General features: G+C 69.7%; 16 protein-coding genes and 3 pseudogenes. 11 read left to right on the forward strand and 8 right to left on the reverse strand.

The features are described 5' to 3' along the window. Positions 1–317: 317 nt before the first annotated feature. Positions 318–974 carry a hypothetical protein gene (locus FE633_RS15070; RefSeq protein ID WP_138045637.1) on the reverse strand — a complete coding sequence of 219 codons (657 nt, stop codon included), beginning with the start codon at positions 972–974 and terminating at the stop codon, positions 318–320. A 272-nt stretch (positions 975–1,246) separates the two neighbouring features. On the opposite strand from FE633_RS15070, the pseudogene FE633_RS48375 reads away from it, so the two are divergent. The 3 genes and pseudogenes from FE633_RS48375 to FE633_RS48385 form a co-directional block, all read left to right on the forward strand. After that, positions 1,247–1,509 (forward strand): annotated as a pseudogene (locus FE633_RS48375) (transposase); the annotation flags it as partial. Positions 1,510–1,556: 47 nt separating this feature from the next. Beyond that, a pseudogene (locus tag FE633_RS48380) lies at positions 1,557–2,205 on the forward strand (MerR family transcriptional regulator); the annotation flags it as partial. 249 nt (positions 2,206–2,454) lie between these two features. After that, positions 2,455–3,087 carry a DinB family protein gene (locus FE633_RS48385; RefSeq protein WP_281291193.1) on the forward strand — a complete coding sequence of 211 codons (633 nt, stop codon included), beginning with the start codon at positions 2,455–2,457 and terminating at the stop codon, positions 3,085–3,087. A 70-nt stretch (positions 3,088–3,157) separates the two neighbouring features. On the opposite strand, the gene FE633_RS15085 is transcribed toward FE633_RS48385, so the two are convergent. Beyond that, on the reverse strand, positions 3,158–4,165 hold the full coding sequence (locus FE633_RS15085) for an alpha/beta hydrolase (protein WP_138045713.1): 1,008 nt from the start codon (positions 4,163–4,165) through the stop codon (positions 3,158–3,160). Positions 4,166–4,386: 221 nt separating this feature from the next. Here FE633_RS15085 and FE633_RS15090 point away from each other — a divergent pair, with 221 nt between their 5' ends. After that, entirely contained in the window at positions 4,387–5,235 is an 849-nt protein-coding gene (locus FE633_RS15090; RefSeq protein ID WP_138045638.1) for a hypothetical protein, read from the forward strand. Positions 5,236–5,312: 77 nt separating this feature from the next. Here FE633_RS15090 and FE633_RS15095 read toward each other — a convergent pair whose 3' ends face one another. Continuing rightward, a complete protein-coding gene (locus FE633_RS15095) occupies positions 5,313–6,443 on the reverse strand; it encodes a hypothetical protein (RefSeq protein ID WP_138045639.1) in 1,131 nt (376 codons plus the stop codon). A 257-nt stretch (positions 6,444–6,700) separates the two neighbouring features. Between FE633_RS15095 and FE633_RS15100 the strand changes: the two genes are divergently transcribed. The 3 genes from FE633_RS15100 to FE633_RS15110 all read left to right on the forward strand — a co-directional run bounded on the left by FE633_RS15100 (position 6,701) and on the right by FE633_RS15110 (position 8,104). Beyond that, on the forward strand, positions 6,701–7,225 hold the full coding sequence (locus FE633_RS15100) for a hypothetical protein (RefSeq protein WP_138045640.1): 525 nt from the start codon (positions 6,701–6,703) through the stop codon (positions 7,223–7,225). 92 nt (positions 7,226–7,317) lie between these two features. Next, positions 7,318–7,665: a VOC family protein gene (locus FE633_RS15105; protein ID WP_138045641.1), complete on the forward strand. Its 348-nt coding sequence runs from the start codon at positions 7,318–7,320 to the stop codon at positions 7,663–7,665. Positions 7,666–7,726: 61 nt separating this feature from the next. After that, a complete protein-coding gene (locus FE633_RS15110) occupies positions 7,727–8,104 on the forward strand; it encodes a DUF1304 domain-containing protein (RefSeq protein WP_138045642.1) in 378 nt (125 codons plus the stop codon). 63 nt (positions 8,105–8,167) lie between these two features. Here FE633_RS15110 and FE633_RS15115 read toward each other — a convergent pair whose 3' ends face one another. The 3 genes and pseudogenes from FE633_RS15115 to FE633_RS15125 form a co-directional block, all read right to left on the reverse strand. After that, a complete protein-coding gene (locus FE633_RS15115; protein ID WP_138045643.1) occupies positions 8,168–8,632 on the reverse strand; it encodes a nuclear transport factor 2 family protein in 465 nt (154 codons plus the stop codon). Between the two features lie 114 nt (positions 8,633–8,746). Next, positions 8,747–9,928 (reverse strand): DUF418 domain-containing protein, encoded by a 1,182-nt coding sequence (locus FE633_RS15120; protein WP_138045644.1) that lies wholly within the window; start codon positions 9,926–9,928, stop codon positions 8,747–8,749. A 10-nt stretch (positions 9,929–9,938) separates the two neighbouring features. Then, positions 9,939–10,601, reverse strand: a pseudogene (locus FE633_RS15125) (histidine phosphatase family protein); the annotation flags it as partial. A gap of 132 nt (positions 10,602–10,733) precedes the next feature. Here FE633_RS15125 and FE633_RS15130 point away from each other — a divergent pair. Further along, a complete protein-coding gene (locus FE633_RS15130; protein ID WP_138045645.1) occupies positions 10,734–11,219 on the forward strand; it encodes a hypothetical protein in 486 nt (161 codons plus the stop codon). Positions 11,220–11,358: 139 nt separating this feature from the next. Here FE633_RS15130 and FE633_RS15135 read toward each other — a convergent pair whose 3' ends face one another. Continuing rightward, a complete protein-coding gene (locus FE633_RS15135) occupies positions 11,359–11,859 on the reverse strand; it encodes a hypothetical protein (RefSeq protein ID WP_246113620.1) in 501 nt (166 codons plus the stop codon). A gap of 115 nt (positions 11,860–11,974) precedes the next feature. After that, a complete protein-coding gene (locus FE633_RS15140) occupies positions 11,975–12,973 on the reverse strand; it encodes an inorganic phosphate transporter (protein WP_138045647.1) in 999 nt (332 codons plus the stop codon). A 135-nt stretch (positions 12,974–13,108) separates the two neighbouring features. Here FE633_RS15140 and FE633_RS15145 point away from each other — a divergent pair, with 135 nt between their 5' ends. From FE633_RS15145 to FE633_RS15155, 3 genes are read left to right on the forward strand one after another with little or no spacing between them, the layout of a single operon-like run. Continuing rightward, on the forward strand, positions 13,109–14,074 hold the full coding sequence (locus FE633_RS15145) for a glycosyltransferase family 2 protein (protein WP_425473176.1): 966 nt from the start codon (positions 13,109–13,111) through the stop codon (positions 14,072–14,074). Continuing rightward, entirely contained in the window at positions 14,071–14,442 is a 372-nt protein-coding gene (locus tag FE633_RS15150) for a GtrA family protein (RefSeq protein WP_138045649.1), read from the forward strand. Before FE633_RS15145 ends, FE633_RS15150 begins: the two co-directional genes overlap by 4 nt. After that, positions 14,439–17,039, forward strand: coding sequence for a YfhO family protein (locus FE633_RS15155; protein WP_138045650.1), 2,601 nt, complete (start codon positions 14,439–14,441; stop codon positions 17,037–17,039). Before FE633_RS15150 ends, FE633_RS15155 begins: the two co-directional genes overlap by 4 nt. Positions 17,040–17,132: the final 93 nt, after the last annotated feature.

Consider the following 17,132-nt stretch of genomic DNA (forward strand, 5'->3'; position numbering starts at 1 on the left):
AGTGGGCCCTCGAACGGCATCTGGACGGCAAGCCCGTAGAGATCATCGGGCTCTACCACCGGTTCATCGAACTCGCCGAGGCCTGAGGCCTGTTCACATACGCGGTGGCGAAATCCGCGATCACGCTCAAGGGGACCTGGCGCGGCTTCGCCGGTGCAAGCCTGGGCACCATGGACCTCGGCGCATACCCGATGGATCAGCTCGACGACAGGTTCGCCGGCTGGCCGCAGGAGGCATACCAGGTCGGTCAGGGTGCGCACCTAGGTGTGCTGTCCGGGACGTTGGTGACGGGGGGAGCAGGCAGGGCAGGCGGCCGGTCAGCCGCGGGGGCTGCTCCCGTCGTGGTAGCCGAGTTCGAGGTAGCGGGTGCGGGTGCTCCATGAGCCGAGGTCGGGCGTGTTGGCCAGGACGTCGTGCCAGGTCTGGACGCCGGGAGCGGCCGCCTCGCCGGAAGCCGCCGCCTTGCCGGGATCCGCCTTATCGGAAGGGTCCCCCTCGTCGTGCGCGGGCAGCGGACAGCCGGGGCGCCCGGCCCAGAGCCGCACTCCCGACCGCGCCTCGGACTCGCGGACCGGCTCCCACAAGCCCACCGAGAACGTGCCGGCGAGCTGGTGCATGGCGATGAAGCTGGCCACGCCGTCCTCGGGGTCCGTGCGGTCCGGGCGCTCGGTGAGGGCGTGCCACAGGATGTACATGTTCGGTAGCCGCACCTCGGGCTGGAAGCGGTACACGAGCCGCTCCAGCCTGATCGAGCCGATGCGCGGCAGCTGTACCCGGGTGAGCGGGACGACCTCGCGCTCGCCGCCGGTCCAGGTCAGCCTCTCGTTGCGGCCCATGTAGCCGGGCTCGCTGAAGACCGTGACGTGGAGGCGTTCCCTGCGATCAGGCCGGCGGTTGTGCAGCAGGCCCGCGCCGGCGACGGCGCCGCCCACGGAGGCCAGGCCCGCCAGGAGGATTCTGGTCTTGCGGTTCATCGGGACGCGGCACCTCGCTTCTGACGGGACGGGCGCCTCCATCATGTGCCTCCGACGGCCCGTTGATCTACCGTCAGGCCGGGTGCCGAGGAGGACCTCCATGGGACCCCCTCATCCCCCCGGCGTCGCTGCCCGGCCCAACTCAGCCAGCCGGTTCGGACGTTCACCACGCAGGAGGAGGTACGCGCCGGGACGCGGCTAGGGCGTGCGCACCAGCACGCCGCCCTGGCCCGCAAAAAGGGGCCCCGGCGGGCGAGCCGCACCACCATGCCATCGGCCGGTCCCGCCGCGGGCTGAACACCAAGATCCACCTCGCGGCTGACGGCCGATGCCGCGCCCCCTGGCCTTCGTCCTCACCCCGGGACAGGCCGGGGACGCGCCCGCGTCCCCGGCCGTGATGGCCGCGCTGCGGGTGCCCAGGCCGATCGGCAGGCCCAGGACCACTCCCGAGATGGTGCTTGCGGACAAGGCGTATTCGTCCAAGGCCATCCGCGATCACCTGCGACGGCGCAGCATCCGGGCAGTCATCCCGCAGGGGGTGGCTTTACCTCGTAGGCACGCCCGCGTGACGCACGCCGGGATTCCGACGCCGGCATCGTGCCGCCGACCGACCGCAGCCCGGCCGGCTACCGCCTGTACGGCTCCGACGCCGACGCCCGTCTCGACCTCGAACGCTCCCTGCGCGACCTGGGCCTTGACCTGGCCACGATCCGCAAGGTCGTGGACCGGGAAGTCTCACTGCCCGAGGTGGCCGCGGCACACGCCGAGGCACTGGAGCGCCTGCGCCGCGCGGTGTGGACGGCGGTGGCCAGGCGCGGCTCCACCCTGGGGGAATTGGACCTCATACATCCCGAACTGCCCGACAACCCCGAGCCGGAACAGGTGGAGGCATGGGTTGGAACTGGCCGAACTGTTCCAGGACCACAGCTTCCGCGCCACCATGCAGGGCATGGCCCGGGACCTGGCGGCCGACCGCGCCCCGGACGACATCACGGGCCTGCCCCGCATCCTCGCCGAAGCAGTCCGCGCCCAGGTGACCGCCGCCCTGGCGGCCGGTATCGACCCGGCCTCGCCCGAGGCCGAGCCGATCGTCGCGGCGCTCACGCCGCACTACGCGCACATCCTCGGCCACCCGGCCGAATCCGGTGACGCCGCCCTCCACCAGCGCCTCCTGGCCCGTTTGGAGAACATGGACGACCCGCGCGCCGAGACCACCCTGGCCGTCCCTGCGCGCACACCACGAACGGCTCGGCCTCCACAAGGGCACTCGCGCCCTGGAAATGAAGGCCGTCCCCACGGGATCCGGTGGCAGCACTTCGGCCTTAGTCTGACCGCCATGAGCGACAGTGACTTCACCGGCCTCCGCGGCAAGGAGTTCGAGTGCGCGGACATGGCGGGGGCGCGGTTCACCACGGTGAGCCTCAACGGGGCGACGTTCCGGGCGTGTGCGCTCAACCAGGTCGTGATGCGCGGCGTCGAGATGGTCGACACCACCATCGACGGCGAGATCCAGGGCCTCGTCATCAACGGGGTCGACGTCGCGCCGTTGGTGGAGGCCGAGCTGGACCGTCGGCACCCCGACCGCCCCAAGTTCCGCCCGACCACCCCCGAAGGGTTCCAAGAGGCCTGGGACCTCAACGAGCGGCTGTGGGAGTCGACTGTCACGCGGGCGAGTCGGCTGCCCCCGGAGATGCTGCACGAGTCGGTCGACGGCGAGTGGTCGTTCATCCAGACCTTGCGCCACCTCGCGTTCGCGACCGAGTCGTGGGTCGGCCGCTGCATCCTCCGCGATTCCAGCCCGTGGCACCCGCTGTCCCTGCCGTGGGACCAGATGGGTCCCCGGCCGGGAGTGCCGCACGACCGTCACGCTCGCCCGTCGCTCGACGAGGCGCTCGCCTTGCGGCTGGAAGCGATGGGGATGATGCGGCGCGTGGTCGACGGCCTGACCGACGAGCAGCTCGACAGCCGGACCGAACCGATCGTGGGTCCCGGCTGGCCGGACGAGGGCGAGACCTTCCTGGTCCGCGAGTGCCTGCTGATCGTCCTCAACGAGGAGTGGTGGCACCGCATGTACGCCGAGCGCGACCTGGCCGTCCTCGAGGAACCGGGCTGACCTCCTGGAGCTCGTCTTCGCCTGCCGGGGCCGAGCGTGGCTGCATGACATTGAACGTGGTGAGCCGCGGCTACAGAACCAGGCCATGGAGGAGATCGGTCACGCGGGCAGTATCCGGAGGCCCAAGGTGCCCGGAGCGGGGGAAATTGTGGACCGTGAAGCGATTGTCCGGGGTGAGTTCGTCGGCTTCCGCGATCATGCGGTCCTGGAGCTCCGCGGCAATGGTCCTGTCCTTGCCGAACCGCAGGTACGTACGGGGAATGCGCCCCCACGTGCCCGCGCGCCCGACGGCCCGGCCCTCGTACGCCGTCAACGACTCGTCCGTCTGCATGCCCTCCAGCACCCGCAGGAACGCCTCGTCCGTGTGGTCCGCGCAGATCATCTCCTTGAACAACGCGAGGTCACGACGGCTGGAGGTACGCCAGTTGAGGCGCAGCACACCCAGTTTCTCCGGGTCGCCGATGACCTGGTCCACCGGGCTGATGGCGCGCTGCCCTTCGGGCGAGGCCGCACAGGCGTTCAGGGATGGCATGCTCCGGCTCGGGCAGAACGCGGCCATGTAGCAGATGTGCGCGAGGAGTTCGGGTACGGCGTTGGCGACCCTGCTCACCGAGAGGCCTCCCATGCTGTGCCCGACCAGCACCACGGGAGCGCCGAGCCGCGCGGCGCGGCGTACGGCGTTGGTGACGCGCCGCTCGAAGTCGTCCAGCGTGAGCGCGGCGACCGGCGAGGGCTCCGTGGCGAGAGCTGCCAGATCCTGTGTCTGATACGCCTTCGGTACGAACCTCTCAGTGCCGTGCAACGGCTGGTCCACAGCGACGACGCGGTGACCGCGCAGCGCCAGCTCCCTGCCGATCGCGCTCCAGAACGCACCGGCACTGTGTGTGCCATGGACAAGGACGTACGTCCGCCCGCCGCCGATTCCCCCTCCCTTGGTCCCGTCGGCATCGGTCGCCCGAGCGGCCTGCGCGCCGAAGCCGACGGCGAGCGCGGCACCGCCGGCCGTCGTCGCGAGCCGCCGCAGTGTGTGCCGCCGCGAGGGCCCCGTCGCCGGCGGGACCGGGCCCGGTATGCCCATGCTGCCTGCGGCGCTCGCGCCGCCCTTGCTGTCGTTGTCAGCCATGCCGACGAGGCTATGAACGCCCTTGACCCCCCACCATGGCCCTGCCCACCCGCCCACCGGTGTACTTGGCGACACCGCGCTGACGTTCATGCCGTTCCGGAAGCGCTGGTTTCGACGATGACGAATTCGTCAGGTAAAGCCTGACATGAACAAGACGTCAGGGATACCTTGACAGCGTGACCGATGCCGAAGCCGCCTCTGCCTCCTCCGCTCCGGCGGCGTACGAGCTCCACAGGCTGTCTCCCCGCGACGAGTCCCGCGTCGCCCTTGCCCTCACCCTCCGTCAACTCGTCGAGGCCGCCCTCGATGCCGTGCCGGTCGCCCCGGACCCCGCGCCCGGCGATCTCCTCCGTACCGCCCTGCAACTGCAGCGCCGTACGGAGGAGGTGGTGCGTGAGGCGGTGGTCGCCGAGCGCGAACGCGGCACGACGTGGTACCAGATCGGTGAGGCCGCCGGCATCACCCGGCAGTCCGCCCACGAGAAGTGGTATGGCGACGTTCACGCCTGGGCTGCCACCGGGCGCAGCGCGCTGCCGCCGGAGTTGAAGACGCTCGAAGTGGCAGCGGAGGCCGATGTCTTGTACGCCGGCCTGCGCCCGGACCGGCCTCAAGCGATCACGTCAGGCCTCGACGCGGTCCGCTTCCCCGGCTCTCACGCGTACGAGGCGAGCCTGCGTAGCCGCGGCTCCGCCCTGCACACCCGGCGTACGGACCTGGACGCGCAGGCCAAGAAGCTCAACGACCAGTACAGCACTCTGCATGCCCAGGGGCCTGCGGCCCACTCGTCCGTCGTCGACGACGACCCCCACGTGCTGCTCGCCGCTTACCGCGGGCACGCTGACGCGGTGCGCACCAACCGGCTCGCCATCGCGGCGGTGCACGACGAGATCGCCACCGTCTACGACCAACTGGTCACCGCCGAGCCCTCCCTGGCAGAAGAACACCGCACACAGGCCGACTGGCACCGCAACGCGTCCGAGCGAACCCGCGGCTATGCCGACCTCCTGAACGGCGGGGAGAACTGAGGGGCGCCCGGGGCCCGCACCGCGCCCCGAACGCGCGTCCCGTCACGGTCGAGGCGAAGATCCAGGTGCAGCGGCCTTCAGCGCTTCAGGCTGACGATCACCGATCTGCTCGTGGGATCGCCACTCTGGGAGACTTCGACGGAGCCGACGCCGAGGATCTTGTCAGTACCCGGGATCGCGGCGATGGCGTTCAGCCAGAGCGACTGCTTCGCGCTGGACCTGATCCCGCCGGTGCTCGGCAGCTCTGAGGACGAGATCCCTTCGCAGTCGCCGTCCGCGGTGAGGTACCGGCCGGCACTGAGGACCGCCCCGCGCTCACCGTCGCGGACCGCGTGGCCGCGGTCGGCACACGCTCCCTTCGCGTTCGGCAGCTTGGTCCAGCGGGTGCCGTTCCAGCGCAGCCGAATATCCTCGAAGTCGGGCTCGTGACCCTCCTCGCCAGGGTTGTAGGTGTGCTCGCCATAGGCACGTACGTCGTCCTTCGCCCGAACGACGACGTTGGTGAGATCGGCCCCCGGCTCGGCCGGCGCCGGCGCTGGGAAGTGGTAGTCCGGCGTAGGTACGAGCTTCCAGGCGCGGCCGTCCCAGTGCGCGGCGGCGGGCTGGGTGAGTTCCGGCCCTCGGTCGCCGTTCTCGTCGACGTCCGTGTAACCGACCGCCCACAGGTCGTCGGACGCGACGCCGTCAAGTGCACTCACAACGATGGGCAGTTCCGCAGTAGTCCAGCGGGTGCCGTCCCAGTGGTATGCCTCGCCGTCGAGGGCCCAGATGTCGTCCGCGGCGAGAGCCCGCACATTCATGGCGCGGTGCCCGTTGGGGAGCTTGGGCAGCGCCGTCCAGCGTGTGCCGTCCCAGTGGGCCATCCGCCACGTGTCCCCATCCACCAGCCTCGCCGTCAGCAGGAGTCCACCGGAGTCCACAGCGTCGAGGCGCACATTGTCGACGCTGCGGCCGAACGCCGTGGGCATGGGGCGGCGCTGCCAACCCGTGCCGTCGTAGTGCAGGAGGAAGCCGTCGCCCGCCGCCCAGATGTCGTCGGCGGCGGTCGCCATCACTCCGGACAGTCCGCCCGTGTCCTTGAGGACCTTGTCGTACCTCCAGGCCATATCAGGGCCGATCACGGCGCGAAGGGCCACCACGGAGACGAACAGGAGCAACAACACGGCGAGCGCCGCGTTGACCTTGGCCATGCGCGGGTTCACGTACATGCTCCCCACCTCACGTTCAGCCCAGGTCCCCGGTCCGTGGCCGCCGAGCATCCCCGGCGCCACACATGATCCTGTGCATGCTCGTGGAGACCAGCCGGACAGCGACAGGGGTTGCACCCGTTACCCTTCTGCGCCTGCTGCGTGTTCGCTTCTTCACCTCAGAAGGCGAATGCCGTCATGGGGCGGGTCTCGTCAGCGTGAGGCATAGTGGGATTGGCACCGGCCGCCGGGGGGATGGGTGCCAAGGGGGAGAAATCGTGGTCAGATTCGTCCATTACGAGCTGATGTGTTCCACCGTTGCGGTGTGTGCGGCGGCCGTCAGCTCAGCCGTCGCCTTCAGTGTGCGCGGAGCTCCGGAGTTCGAGGCCGGCATAGGGAAGGCCCTCGCCTCCTTCGCTTTCCTCGGCGCCCTGGGAGCGGCGTGGGGGTTGCTCACCTGTTCCCGGCTGAAGTGGGTGGGCGAGGGCCAGGAGTTCGACACCGCTGTTCCGCTGGAGAACCCCGACGCGGTCCTGCCCACGCCCGGCTCGGAGCTTCGGGGCAGTGTCAACGGAACCCTCTTCGCCTTCATGGTGGTCTCAGCTCTGCTCGGCGCTTTCCTGTGGGATCTCATGCTCGCCCTCTGCCCGCTGGTGTTCGCACCACCGTGGCTCGCCAGGGCGGCGTACGCCGCCCGCTGGGAGCGGCGGCACGGCTTACTGCTGTGGCAGGGCGAAGTCGACGACCAGCCTCTCGGGGAGGACCAGTTCCTCTATTCGTCCGTACGGCAGGCGACGCACTAGGGCGGCCTGATGCGAGAGTGTGTGTTGCGAGGGATACGCCTCTGGAGAGAATCAGAGACACGTTTACTCTCGCCTCTCAACAGGAGTCGCCTGTGTCCATCCGCCGGGTCATGCCCGACATCCGATCAGAGGCCATGGAGGAGAGCCGGGACTTTTTCGGCCTCCTGAGGTTCGAAGAAGTCATGAACCATGGCTGGGTCATGACACTCGCCTCACCTTCCACCCCCACGGCACAGGTCACCTTCATGAGCCACGACAAGACCGCGCCAGTCGTGCCCGACATGAGCGTCGAGGTGGACGATGTGGACGCGGCCTACGCGGTCATGCGGGAGAGCGGCGCCGAGATCGTGCATCCCTTGCAGGACGAGAAGTGGGGAGTACGCCGGTTCTTTGTTCGTGACCCCAACGGCCGGGTGGTCAACGTGCTGAGTCACCGCTGACGATCGCGGTATACGACGTGCACTCTTGCCGATTTCCCAGCAGAGGCGGACGCTCCGGACCGTGAACCTCGTGACCCAGGTCTTCGCCCTGATCGCGGCTCTGACCCACATCGCCGTCGGAACCCTGGAGCGCTTCTTCTACGACCGTCCCGCGGTCCGCGTTCTCCTCACGACCTCAACCGCCGACGCACCCGAAGTCACCCTGTGGCGCTCGGGTGTTGCCGTCTACAACATCCTGCTCGGCCTCGGCCTCGTCGCTGAGGTCGTCGCACTGCACACTGGCGACACGACTGTCGGCGACACTCTGATCGTCTCCTTGTGCGCATTCCTCATCGTGTCCGCGATCGTGTTCATCGCCTCTTTTCCTCGCTTGTGGCGCGGCGCCCCGGGCCAGGGGCTGCCGCCGACGATCGCCCTGTTGGCGGCGGCCCTGCTCTGATCCGAGCTCGTCGTTGAGCCGACGGCAAACGCCGAGGTTCGACAAGACCGGCTACCGCCAACGTCACGCAGTCGAGCTTGGGGCAGCCGGAGTCGACCCCACGCAGGCGTCGGCGATCGCCGCCGTGTCCCAGTAGAAGGGGCGGACTTCAGAGATCCGCCCGTCTCTCATGCTGATCGTCTGCAAAATCGGGAACGTGAGCTCGCGGCCCGTGGCACGAGCGCGAGCACGGACCTGGGTGAGCACCACCGCAGTCTCACCAGTGGCAAGGAAGTCCTGCTCCGCCATGTCGAACGATTCCCACACCTGACTCATCGCAAGGAAGAACCTCTCCAGGCCCTCGTGCCCACGCCACGTCCCGCCGTAGGGCAAACCATCGGCTTGATGCAGCACGACATCGGGCGCGAAGAAGGGGGCAAGCAGGTCGAACGGAGCCTCGCCCGGGCCTCCGGCCGCCAGATACTCCGCCTCGGCCGCGTACATGCCAGTGAGGATGGCTACCGAGTCCGCCGCAGATGAATTCGTCATGCCGCAAGTGTGATCAATCGAGATGGACCACGCTGGCGGCAATCGGACATCGAGCGGTACCCCTCGGCGAGTTGGCACTACCGATGCATGACCAACGTCCGACGGCGGGACGCCTCAGCGGCGCAGGGCCCACTTCTGGACCGCTTCCAGTGGCCCCGTCGAAAACCGCCGCAGCCACAGCGTGGAGCCCACCATCAGCACCACACACACGGTCGCCCACAGCCCCATCACCCACCACGGCCGCCCGGTGTCGCCGAGCCGTTCCGCCAGGCCAAGGCCGATGCCGTACGAGACGAGTACGCACAGCACGTTCTGGAGGACGTATCCGGACAGTGCCGTCCGGCCGACGGATGTGAGCCCTGCCGTCAGCGGGCCCGGCCGCCGCGCCCTGTCCACCAGCGCCCCGATCAGCCCGATGTACCCGACGGCCAGCAGCGGCGCGGCACCGTAGCGGCCCAGTAAGAACAGGTCCGGGCCTCCCAGGGCCACCGCCACGTTGAGTGGGAGTCCGAGGCCCAGCCCCCAGATCAGCATGCGGGAGCGCAGACGGCGCCCCCGCTCGTCCGCGCCGAAAGCCCCCGCCCGGAAGAGCCGTACGCCCAGCAGGAAGAGGAACACCAACAGGAAGAAGGTCAGCACCGGCTCCATGCGCAGCGCGATCGCGTTCTCCAGCCGGAAGGTGATCTGGTCCAGGTAACCGCCGTGCGCGTACAGGTCGACGACCTCCCGGGAGACCGCGCCGTCCTCCGTGTCGTCCATGGACAGCGCCACCGTCAGCAGGCCGATCAGCGTCAGATGTACTCCCGCGGCCCACCACATCACCCGCCGCCGCGCCCCCTCCGAGCGGGTCAGCAGCCAGGCCACGAGCAGCGCGGTGACCGCGTAGCCCATCAGCACGTCCCATGCGAAGACCAGCACGAAGTGCAGCGTGCCTTCACCGAACAGGAACAGCGCCCGCCACCGGTAGCGCCCCGGCCACGGCTGCCCACGCCGCGCCGCAGAGGCGTACTGGATGGCCAGCCCAACGCCGAACAGAATCGTCAGCAGCGACAGGAACTTACCGTCCGCGAGCAGACGGAACACGGTCTCGGCGACCTCCGGGAACGACCCGAAGGACGGCTCGGCCGTACCGGACTGCAGGATTCCCCACTCCGCGCCCGGAGCGGTGAAGATCCATACGTTGGTCATGAGCGTGCCGAGGATGGCCGCCCCGCGCAGTACGTCGAGCAGGGCGAGCCGTCGTCCGGTGGGTAAGGATGCCGATACGCGCAGGGCTTCCGTGTCTGTGTCCGCCATGAATTCATCGTCACGGCGGCATGGGGCCGAATCGTCGTGACCAGTGCCGAACTTGCCGTACACCGAAGGATGCAGACGTCAGTACGACACCTTCCGCCCTGCGGTGGACATGCAGGCGCGGTTGAGTACACCTGGGCCTTGTCGGCGCCCGCGTCGGCCGGCGCCGACCAGCACCCGGCGGCCTGGCTCTCCAGAAGTCGTCTTCGCGCAGCACGGTGATGCTGCCTGAGGGCGCCCGAAAACTGACCGATCCCAGCGACTCGTACGGCATTTTGATCCAGGACGCCACGACGAACGTCAGCGCGAATCCGTGCGTCACGATGATCTGGTGTTCGCATGGGCGCCGCAGGATCTCGTCCATGGCCGCGTAGACGCGCTGTGCGCACTCCGCTCTGGTCTCGGCGCCCTGCACGCCCTCATGGTGGCCCATGCGATCGCCGACAGCCGGTGGCGGGACGAACCGCCGGTCCAGCCACTCCTGCGGTCTTCCCTCCGCCTCTCCGTAGGACTTCTCCCGCGGTCTGCGATCCAGGATCGGCTTCACACGGAACAGTTCGGCCGCCTCATCGGCCGTCTGCCGGGCACGCTGCAGATCCGAGGAGATCAGCTCGACTTGGGCGCCGTCGGGGATCCCGGCCCGTAACGCCCGGGCGATGGAGACTGCCGCGCGCCTCCCGGCCGGGGTCTCCTGTTGAGTGCTTGTACCCTGAGGCCGTCAAGCGGCTGCTTCATGCGCGCAGGCACGCGGACGCGCAGGCACGCCGGCGCCCGGTCAGCTGGTCGAACTCCCGGAAGGAACCGCCGCATGACCGGTCGGCGCGCCGCCAGTGGACAGTCTGACGGAGACGAGCATCAGCGTTTTACCCGCTACCTGCAGGACCTGGCCGCGGTGGCTGCGGAGGATGAGGGGAGCCTGGTGGCGGAGGTCTTACGTGACCCGGACGCGACCATGGCTCAATCCGCGGTGGTCCGGCATGTGGACCGGCGGGCAGCCCAGTTGCTGTCTGATCCTCAATTCGCCAATTGGGAGCGGGACTTGGCCGCTGTGATCGGTGAGCGAGAGTTCCTCCAGCGGCGCCTGCGCGCATGGGCCCTGCTGAGATCGGTCGCCCTGGGCGAACCATGGACCGCCGAAGAAATCACCACCGCGTCCGACTGGCTCCAGCGCAAGGCCACCGAGATCGTCACCTCACCCGACGCACTCGCCCTCCTCGCCCGCGAGGGCAGAACGCGGCGCGTTCGCGCTGCCGCCGCCGCTCGGATGCGCCGGGGCGACCAGCACGCCGGATGACTGTGGAGTCGCCGGACCTGTCATTGCGACACGGCTGTCGACTTGTTTGCCGGCATCCCCGTCAACGACTACGCGGCAGCGCTGGCCTGGTCGGTCCAGGTCCCGCCATGGGCTGATGATGCGCTGTGGGATGCGGCCCTCACCGAGTCAGTGGGAGGGCGGGCTCGGACGATGGGGACCGAGTGGCGGCCACAGCGTGTGCCACGGCGTCGGTGAGAAGCAGGACCAGCCGCTCGTCGGCGTCCGGGAGCGCGACCAGGACTCGGAGCGCGTGTTCAAGATGGTGGTGCCCGGGGCCGCGCCACCACAGGGCGTCCGCCGCGCGGACGAGCGGGGCGGGGACTCGGGAGCGGGTGATTCGGGCGATACGCCGACGGCACGCCGCGCGTCTGCGGCGCAGTCGCCTCGACCGGGGTCGTGCCCGCTGGGCCACGTCCAGGAGTCCAGCGATGAGCCAGGGCCCGTAGGTGCGGCCGGGTGGGTAGGCGTGGGCGAGGTCCGCGGCCAGCGGCCGGAGTGTGGCGCGGGCGGCGTCGTTGACGCTGTCGTTGATTACCCGGGCCAGTGCCGCGAGTACCGGATGTGTGCCGGGTGGGCTGTCCGTGAAGCGGCCCGTGGCCAGGAGCGAGGCCGTTTCCATCAGGCAGGCTCCGCTGTCCGGGTGAAGGTGGGTGAATCGGCCGGGACCCGGCAGGTCGTCCGGTGGCGGAGCGGGGGGTGGCCAGGGGGTGGGCATGGCGGGCCTCCGGGAGGGGTCACAGCCCGGTGAGGGCGTGAATGAGCAGATAGAGCGCCGCGGCGGGCAGTCCGGCTCCGGGGAAGGTGAGGATCCAGGCGGCGACGATGGTGCGGGCGACTCCCCAGCGAACGGCGGAAGCACGCCGCGTGGCGCCGGCGCCCAGGATGGCGGCGGTGATCGTCTGGGTGGTGGAGATAGGCGCCTTCAGTACGAAGGCGGTGATGTAGAGGACCGTGGCGGCCGAGGTTTCGGCGGCGAAGCCGCGCGGCGGGTCCAGGTGGGTGATGCGCCGCCCGAGGGTGGTGATGATCCGGCGTCCGCCGCTGTAGGTGCCGGCTGCCATGGCGGCCGCCACCGCAGCGATCACCCACAACGGCACGCTGAAGTCGTCCTGCCAGCCCGCGGTCACGAGTGCGAGGACGATCACGCCCATGGTCTTCTGGGCGTCCTGCAGTCCGTGCCCCAGGGCCATGGCCGAGGCGGAGACGGTCTGGGCCATCCGGAAACGGCGGGTGGTGCGGCGGGGCGAGGCCTTTCGGAAGGCCCACAGGATCACCAGGTGCAGGGTGTAGCCCAGGGCGACACCGACCAGTGGCGACAGGATCATCGGCAGGATGACCTTGTCGACCACTCCGCTCCAGTACACGGTGCCGGACGCGGCCAAGGCGGCACCGACCAGGGCCCCGATCAGGGCTTGGGAGGACGAGGTGGGCAGCCCCTTCCACCAGGTGAAGACGTTCCAGGCGATCGCGCCGACCAGCGCGCACAGCACCAGCGTCAGTCCGGAGCTCCCTTGCGGGGCGCCGATGATGCCGCTGCCGACGGTCTTGGCCACCTCGGTGCCCAGGAAGGCACCGGCGAAGTTCATCACCGCGGCCATCGCCAGTGCGATGCGCGGGGTGAGGGCACGCGTGGAGATGGACGTGGCGATGGCGTTCGCCGCGTCGTGGAAACCATTGGTGAAGTCGAACACCAATCCCACAAGGATGATCAGCAGCACCAGGGTGATCTCCACGCCCGGATCACCTTCCCGTTGTCGGCCCGCCCGGAGCCGGTTATTCGACCGTTCGGAGCTCGCTAATACCAGAGCAAACTATGACATCACGTACAGTGCGCGATGGGGACGGCTGCGGCGGCGGAGGAGCGCGGAGTGTTGTCAGTGGTGGTGCCCTGTTTCAACGAGGAACAGGTCCTTGAGGCCTTCAACGACGAACTCCACGCGCAGCTCGACGAACTCCGGGAGCCGTACGAGGTGGTATTCGTCGACGACGGCTCCACCGACGGCACGCTGTCGTTGCTGCGCGCCTTCGCCTTCCGCGACCGCCATGTCCGCTATCTGTCCCTCTCACGGAACTTCGGCAAGGAGGCCGGCCTGCTGGCGGGGCTGCGCGAGTGCACCGGAGACCACATCGCCATCATGGACTCCGACCTCCAGCACCCGCCCCGCTTGCTCCGCCGAATGCTCGACCTCCAGCGCGAAGGCTTCGACCAAGTCGTCGCTCGCCGCTCCCGGGAACATGACGGCCCGCTGCGGACCCTCTTGAGCCGCGGCTACTACCGGCTCGTCAACCACTGGGCCGACGTCGAGTTGATCGACGGCGCCGGCGACTTCCGCCTGCTGTCGCGCCGCGCCGTGGATGCGCTTCTGGACCTGGGTGAGCGCAACCGCTTCTCCAAAGGCCTGTTCTCCTGGATCGGCTTCAGCACCGTCTTCTTCGACTACACGGACACACCGCGCGCAGGCGGCAACAGCAAGTGGAACTACCGCAAGCTCCTCAACTACGCGGTGGACGGTGTGGTGTCCTTCAACACCCGCCCGCTGCGACTGGCCATCCACGTCGGGCTCGTGCTCGCCGGCCTGGCACTCGCCTACGCCGCCTGGACGGTCGGGGCCGTGCTCATCGGCGGGGTCACCGCACCCGGGTACGTCACCCTCGTCGTCGCGATCACCGGCTTCGGCGGGATGCAGATGGTGCTGCTCGGCCTGATCGGCGAGTACGTCGGCAGGGTCTACAACGAGTGCAAGCAGCGGCCGCACTACCTGGTGAGCGAGCGCACGCCCGGAGACCCCTCGGACGTCGCCCGTCCGTCCGCGCTGCGGACGCGCTCCTCGTGAAGGGACAGATCGTGCGCTTCGCGCTCGTCGGGGCCGTCAACACCGCGACGTACTACGTCATCTACCGGCTGCTGTGCCTGTGGGTGCCGTATCTGGCCGGGCACATCCTGGCGACCCTGCTGAGCATGATCGGCTCCTTCTTCATGAACGTACGCTTCACCTACCGCACCAGCCCGAGCTGGCAGAAGTTCCTGCTGTTCCCGCTGACGAACGCCACGAACCTTCTCCTGACCACGGCCGGGGTGTACGCGATGGTGTCCGTCCTCGGCATGGATCCGCGCATCGCCCCGCTGATCGCCGCCATCGGCGCGATCCCCGTCACCTTCCTGGTCGCCCGCCGCATCCTGGTGCCGGCAGGCAGACCGTGAGGAGAGCGGGAGCCGGACATGGGCTCGGCGCGGGCCTGGGGGCGACGGTCGCCATGGCGGCCTTCCTGATGTCGGGCGTGGTGCGCGGCACGTACCCCTTCGGGGAGCGCTCGCGCGCCGTGAACGACCTCGGCAACCAGTTCGTGCCCTTTCACGCCCACCTGTGGGACCTGCTGCACGGCACGTCGTCCGGCGATCTCTTCTTCAACTGGAACAGCGCCTTCGGGGTGCCGTACTGGGCGGAGTTCGTCAGTTTTCTCGGCAACCCGTTCTCGCTGCTCGTCGCGGCCTTCCCGCGGCGGCTGGTCGACCTGGCCGTCTACACGGGCGCATGCCTGAGCATCGGGCTGGGCTCGGCGGTCATGGTGCTGTGGCTGCGACGGCTACGGCCCGGCCCCTGGTGGCAGGCGGGCCTGCTGGGTGCCGCGTACGGACTGTCCGGCTGGACGCTCAACGACGGCGCCTTCGACCCGATGTGGCTGTGGGGTCTGACGGCATTCCCGCTGATGCTGCTGGCCCTCGACCGCTGCACCCGGGAGCGTGGCTGGCTGTGGGCGGCTCCGATGGTGGGACTGGCCTGGGCCGGCAATGTCTACACCTCGCTGATGGCCGTCGCCGGGACGGCCGTCGTCGGCGTCGTGCTCTGGGCCACGCACGAGTGGAGCCGGACGGTGTCGATGCGGTTCGCCGGTCGCGCGGCCCTTGCCTTCACGCTCGGTACGGCGCTCGCCGCGCCCGTGATCTGGCCCTCGTATCTGGCCGCCGCCAACGCCCAGTCGATGCCCGTCCTGCCCTACAACCCTCCGTCGCCGCTGGAGTATCTGTTGCAGCTGCTGCCCGCACAGCGGGCCTTCAGCAGTGTGCCCCGGTTCTTCGTGGGCATGCTCGCGCTGCTGCTGGTGCTCGCCTTCCCTCTCAGCAGGCACATCCGCGCTCGGACGCGGACCGCGTGGTGCGTGGCGCTGCTCGCCGTCGCCGCCTCGTTCTGCTGGCTGCCCACGGTCAAGGTCTGGTACGGCCTCACCCAGCCCAACGGCAGTCCGTACCGCGCGACGCTCGTCCTCACCGGTCTGCTGGTGTCCGTCGCCTGGCTCTGCCTGGCCCACCGGCCTCGGCCCGGGCCGCTGCTCACCGCCGGTGCGGTCACCTGTGTCATCGCCGCCGCCTCCGTACGGGACGAGAACGGCGTGAGTCCCCTCACCTGGCTCGTGGTCCTTGGCTCGGGCGGCCTCACCCTCGCGCTCCTGCTGCTGCTCGCCCGCGAGCGCGGCGGCCCGCTGCCGCGGCCGCTGACCGCAGCCGCGCTCACCGCGGTCGTACTCGCCGAGTCCGCGGCCAGTGCCGTCGCCGTCGATGAACAGCGCGACAAACTGGCCTTCTACGCCCCCAAGCCCACCTGGGGCGCTCGGCACGACGCCGTATACGAGGCCGTCGCCCGCGTCGACGGCTGGCCCGCCCATCGCACCGACACAGGGCCGGCCGAGATCGTCAACAACGACCCGCAACTCCTCGACAGCGAGGGCCCCTCCTACTACAGCAGTTACCTGCCGCGGCAGACCGCACGGCTCATGCAGCGCCTCGGCTACTCCTGGACCATGCACGGCCGCCACCTGATCCCCCAGGACAACCCCGTCGCCGACGCGATCTTCTCCGTCGGCGCCAGGATCCGGCACGCCGACGGCCCGGGGCAGGTGCGTGTCGAACGCTTCCCCGCGCCACCGCTGGTGACCGTCCAGCCGCGCGACACGCCCCGCCCACCGGCCGGTGCCTCCACGTTCCTCCACCAGCAGGCCGTCTTGGGGCAGGAGGTGTACGAGCTGCCGCGGATCACCTTCGCCGGTCCGGACGGCGCGGCTGCCGACGGCCCGCCCCGGCTGCGCGCAGGGGGCCCGTACCGGCTGACCGCCGCAGGCGGCCCGTACCGCATCACCGCGCGGTGCCGCCCCGGCAGCCGTCTCTACGTCGACGGGCCGTGGACCGATGCCCTGCTCTCGGGGCCCGGTGGGAAGTCCGTACGGCTGTGGGGCGACTATCCGGAGAAGGCGACGGCCACCAAGCCGCTGGGCACCGTCCCGGCGGACGGCCACGTGACCGTCACTGTCGGAAAGGTCTTCAAGGACACCGAGCTGCCGCACTCGCCACTGGGCTGTCTGGATCCCGGCAAGCTGCGGCGCGGGATCTCGGAGCTGCGGGCCCGGGGCGCCACGCACGTCGCGGCGGGTGGCCACAGCGTGCGGGCCACGCTCCCTGCCGGTTCGTCGGGCACGGCCGTCGTCGCCACCGCGCGTACGCCGGGCTGGCGGTGCGCGGTGGACGGCGGCCCGATGCGTGCCCCGCGCAGCCGCTTGGGGCTGCTGGCGGTCCCCCTGCCGGACGCGTCCGAGCACGAACTCCACTGCGTTTTCCGACCCCCTGGTCTGCGCGTGGCGACGGCCGCGAGCGCGAGCGCCGCAGTCCTGCTGCTGTTCCTGTCGGCGTGGCGATACACCCGCGGGCGCCGCCCCGCGGCCGGCGGGGACCGATCATGGCGACGGCGCGTCGGTACCACCCGCACCGGCTCGGCACGGGAAGGTACGCCGACGGGAAAGTCCCTGTGATCGCCGCTGTCCCCGCGCCGGCGCGGAAGGTGCGTGTCCGGACAGGTCGAGGGACCCTGGCAGTAGTGCTGCACAGGCAGTAGTGCTGCACAG

Source organism: Streptomyces montanus (genome assembly GCF_005786655.1).
GTDB classification, from domain to species: Bacteria; Actinomycetota; Actinomycetes; order Streptomycetales; family Streptomycetaceae; genus Streptomyces; species Streptomyces sporangiiformans.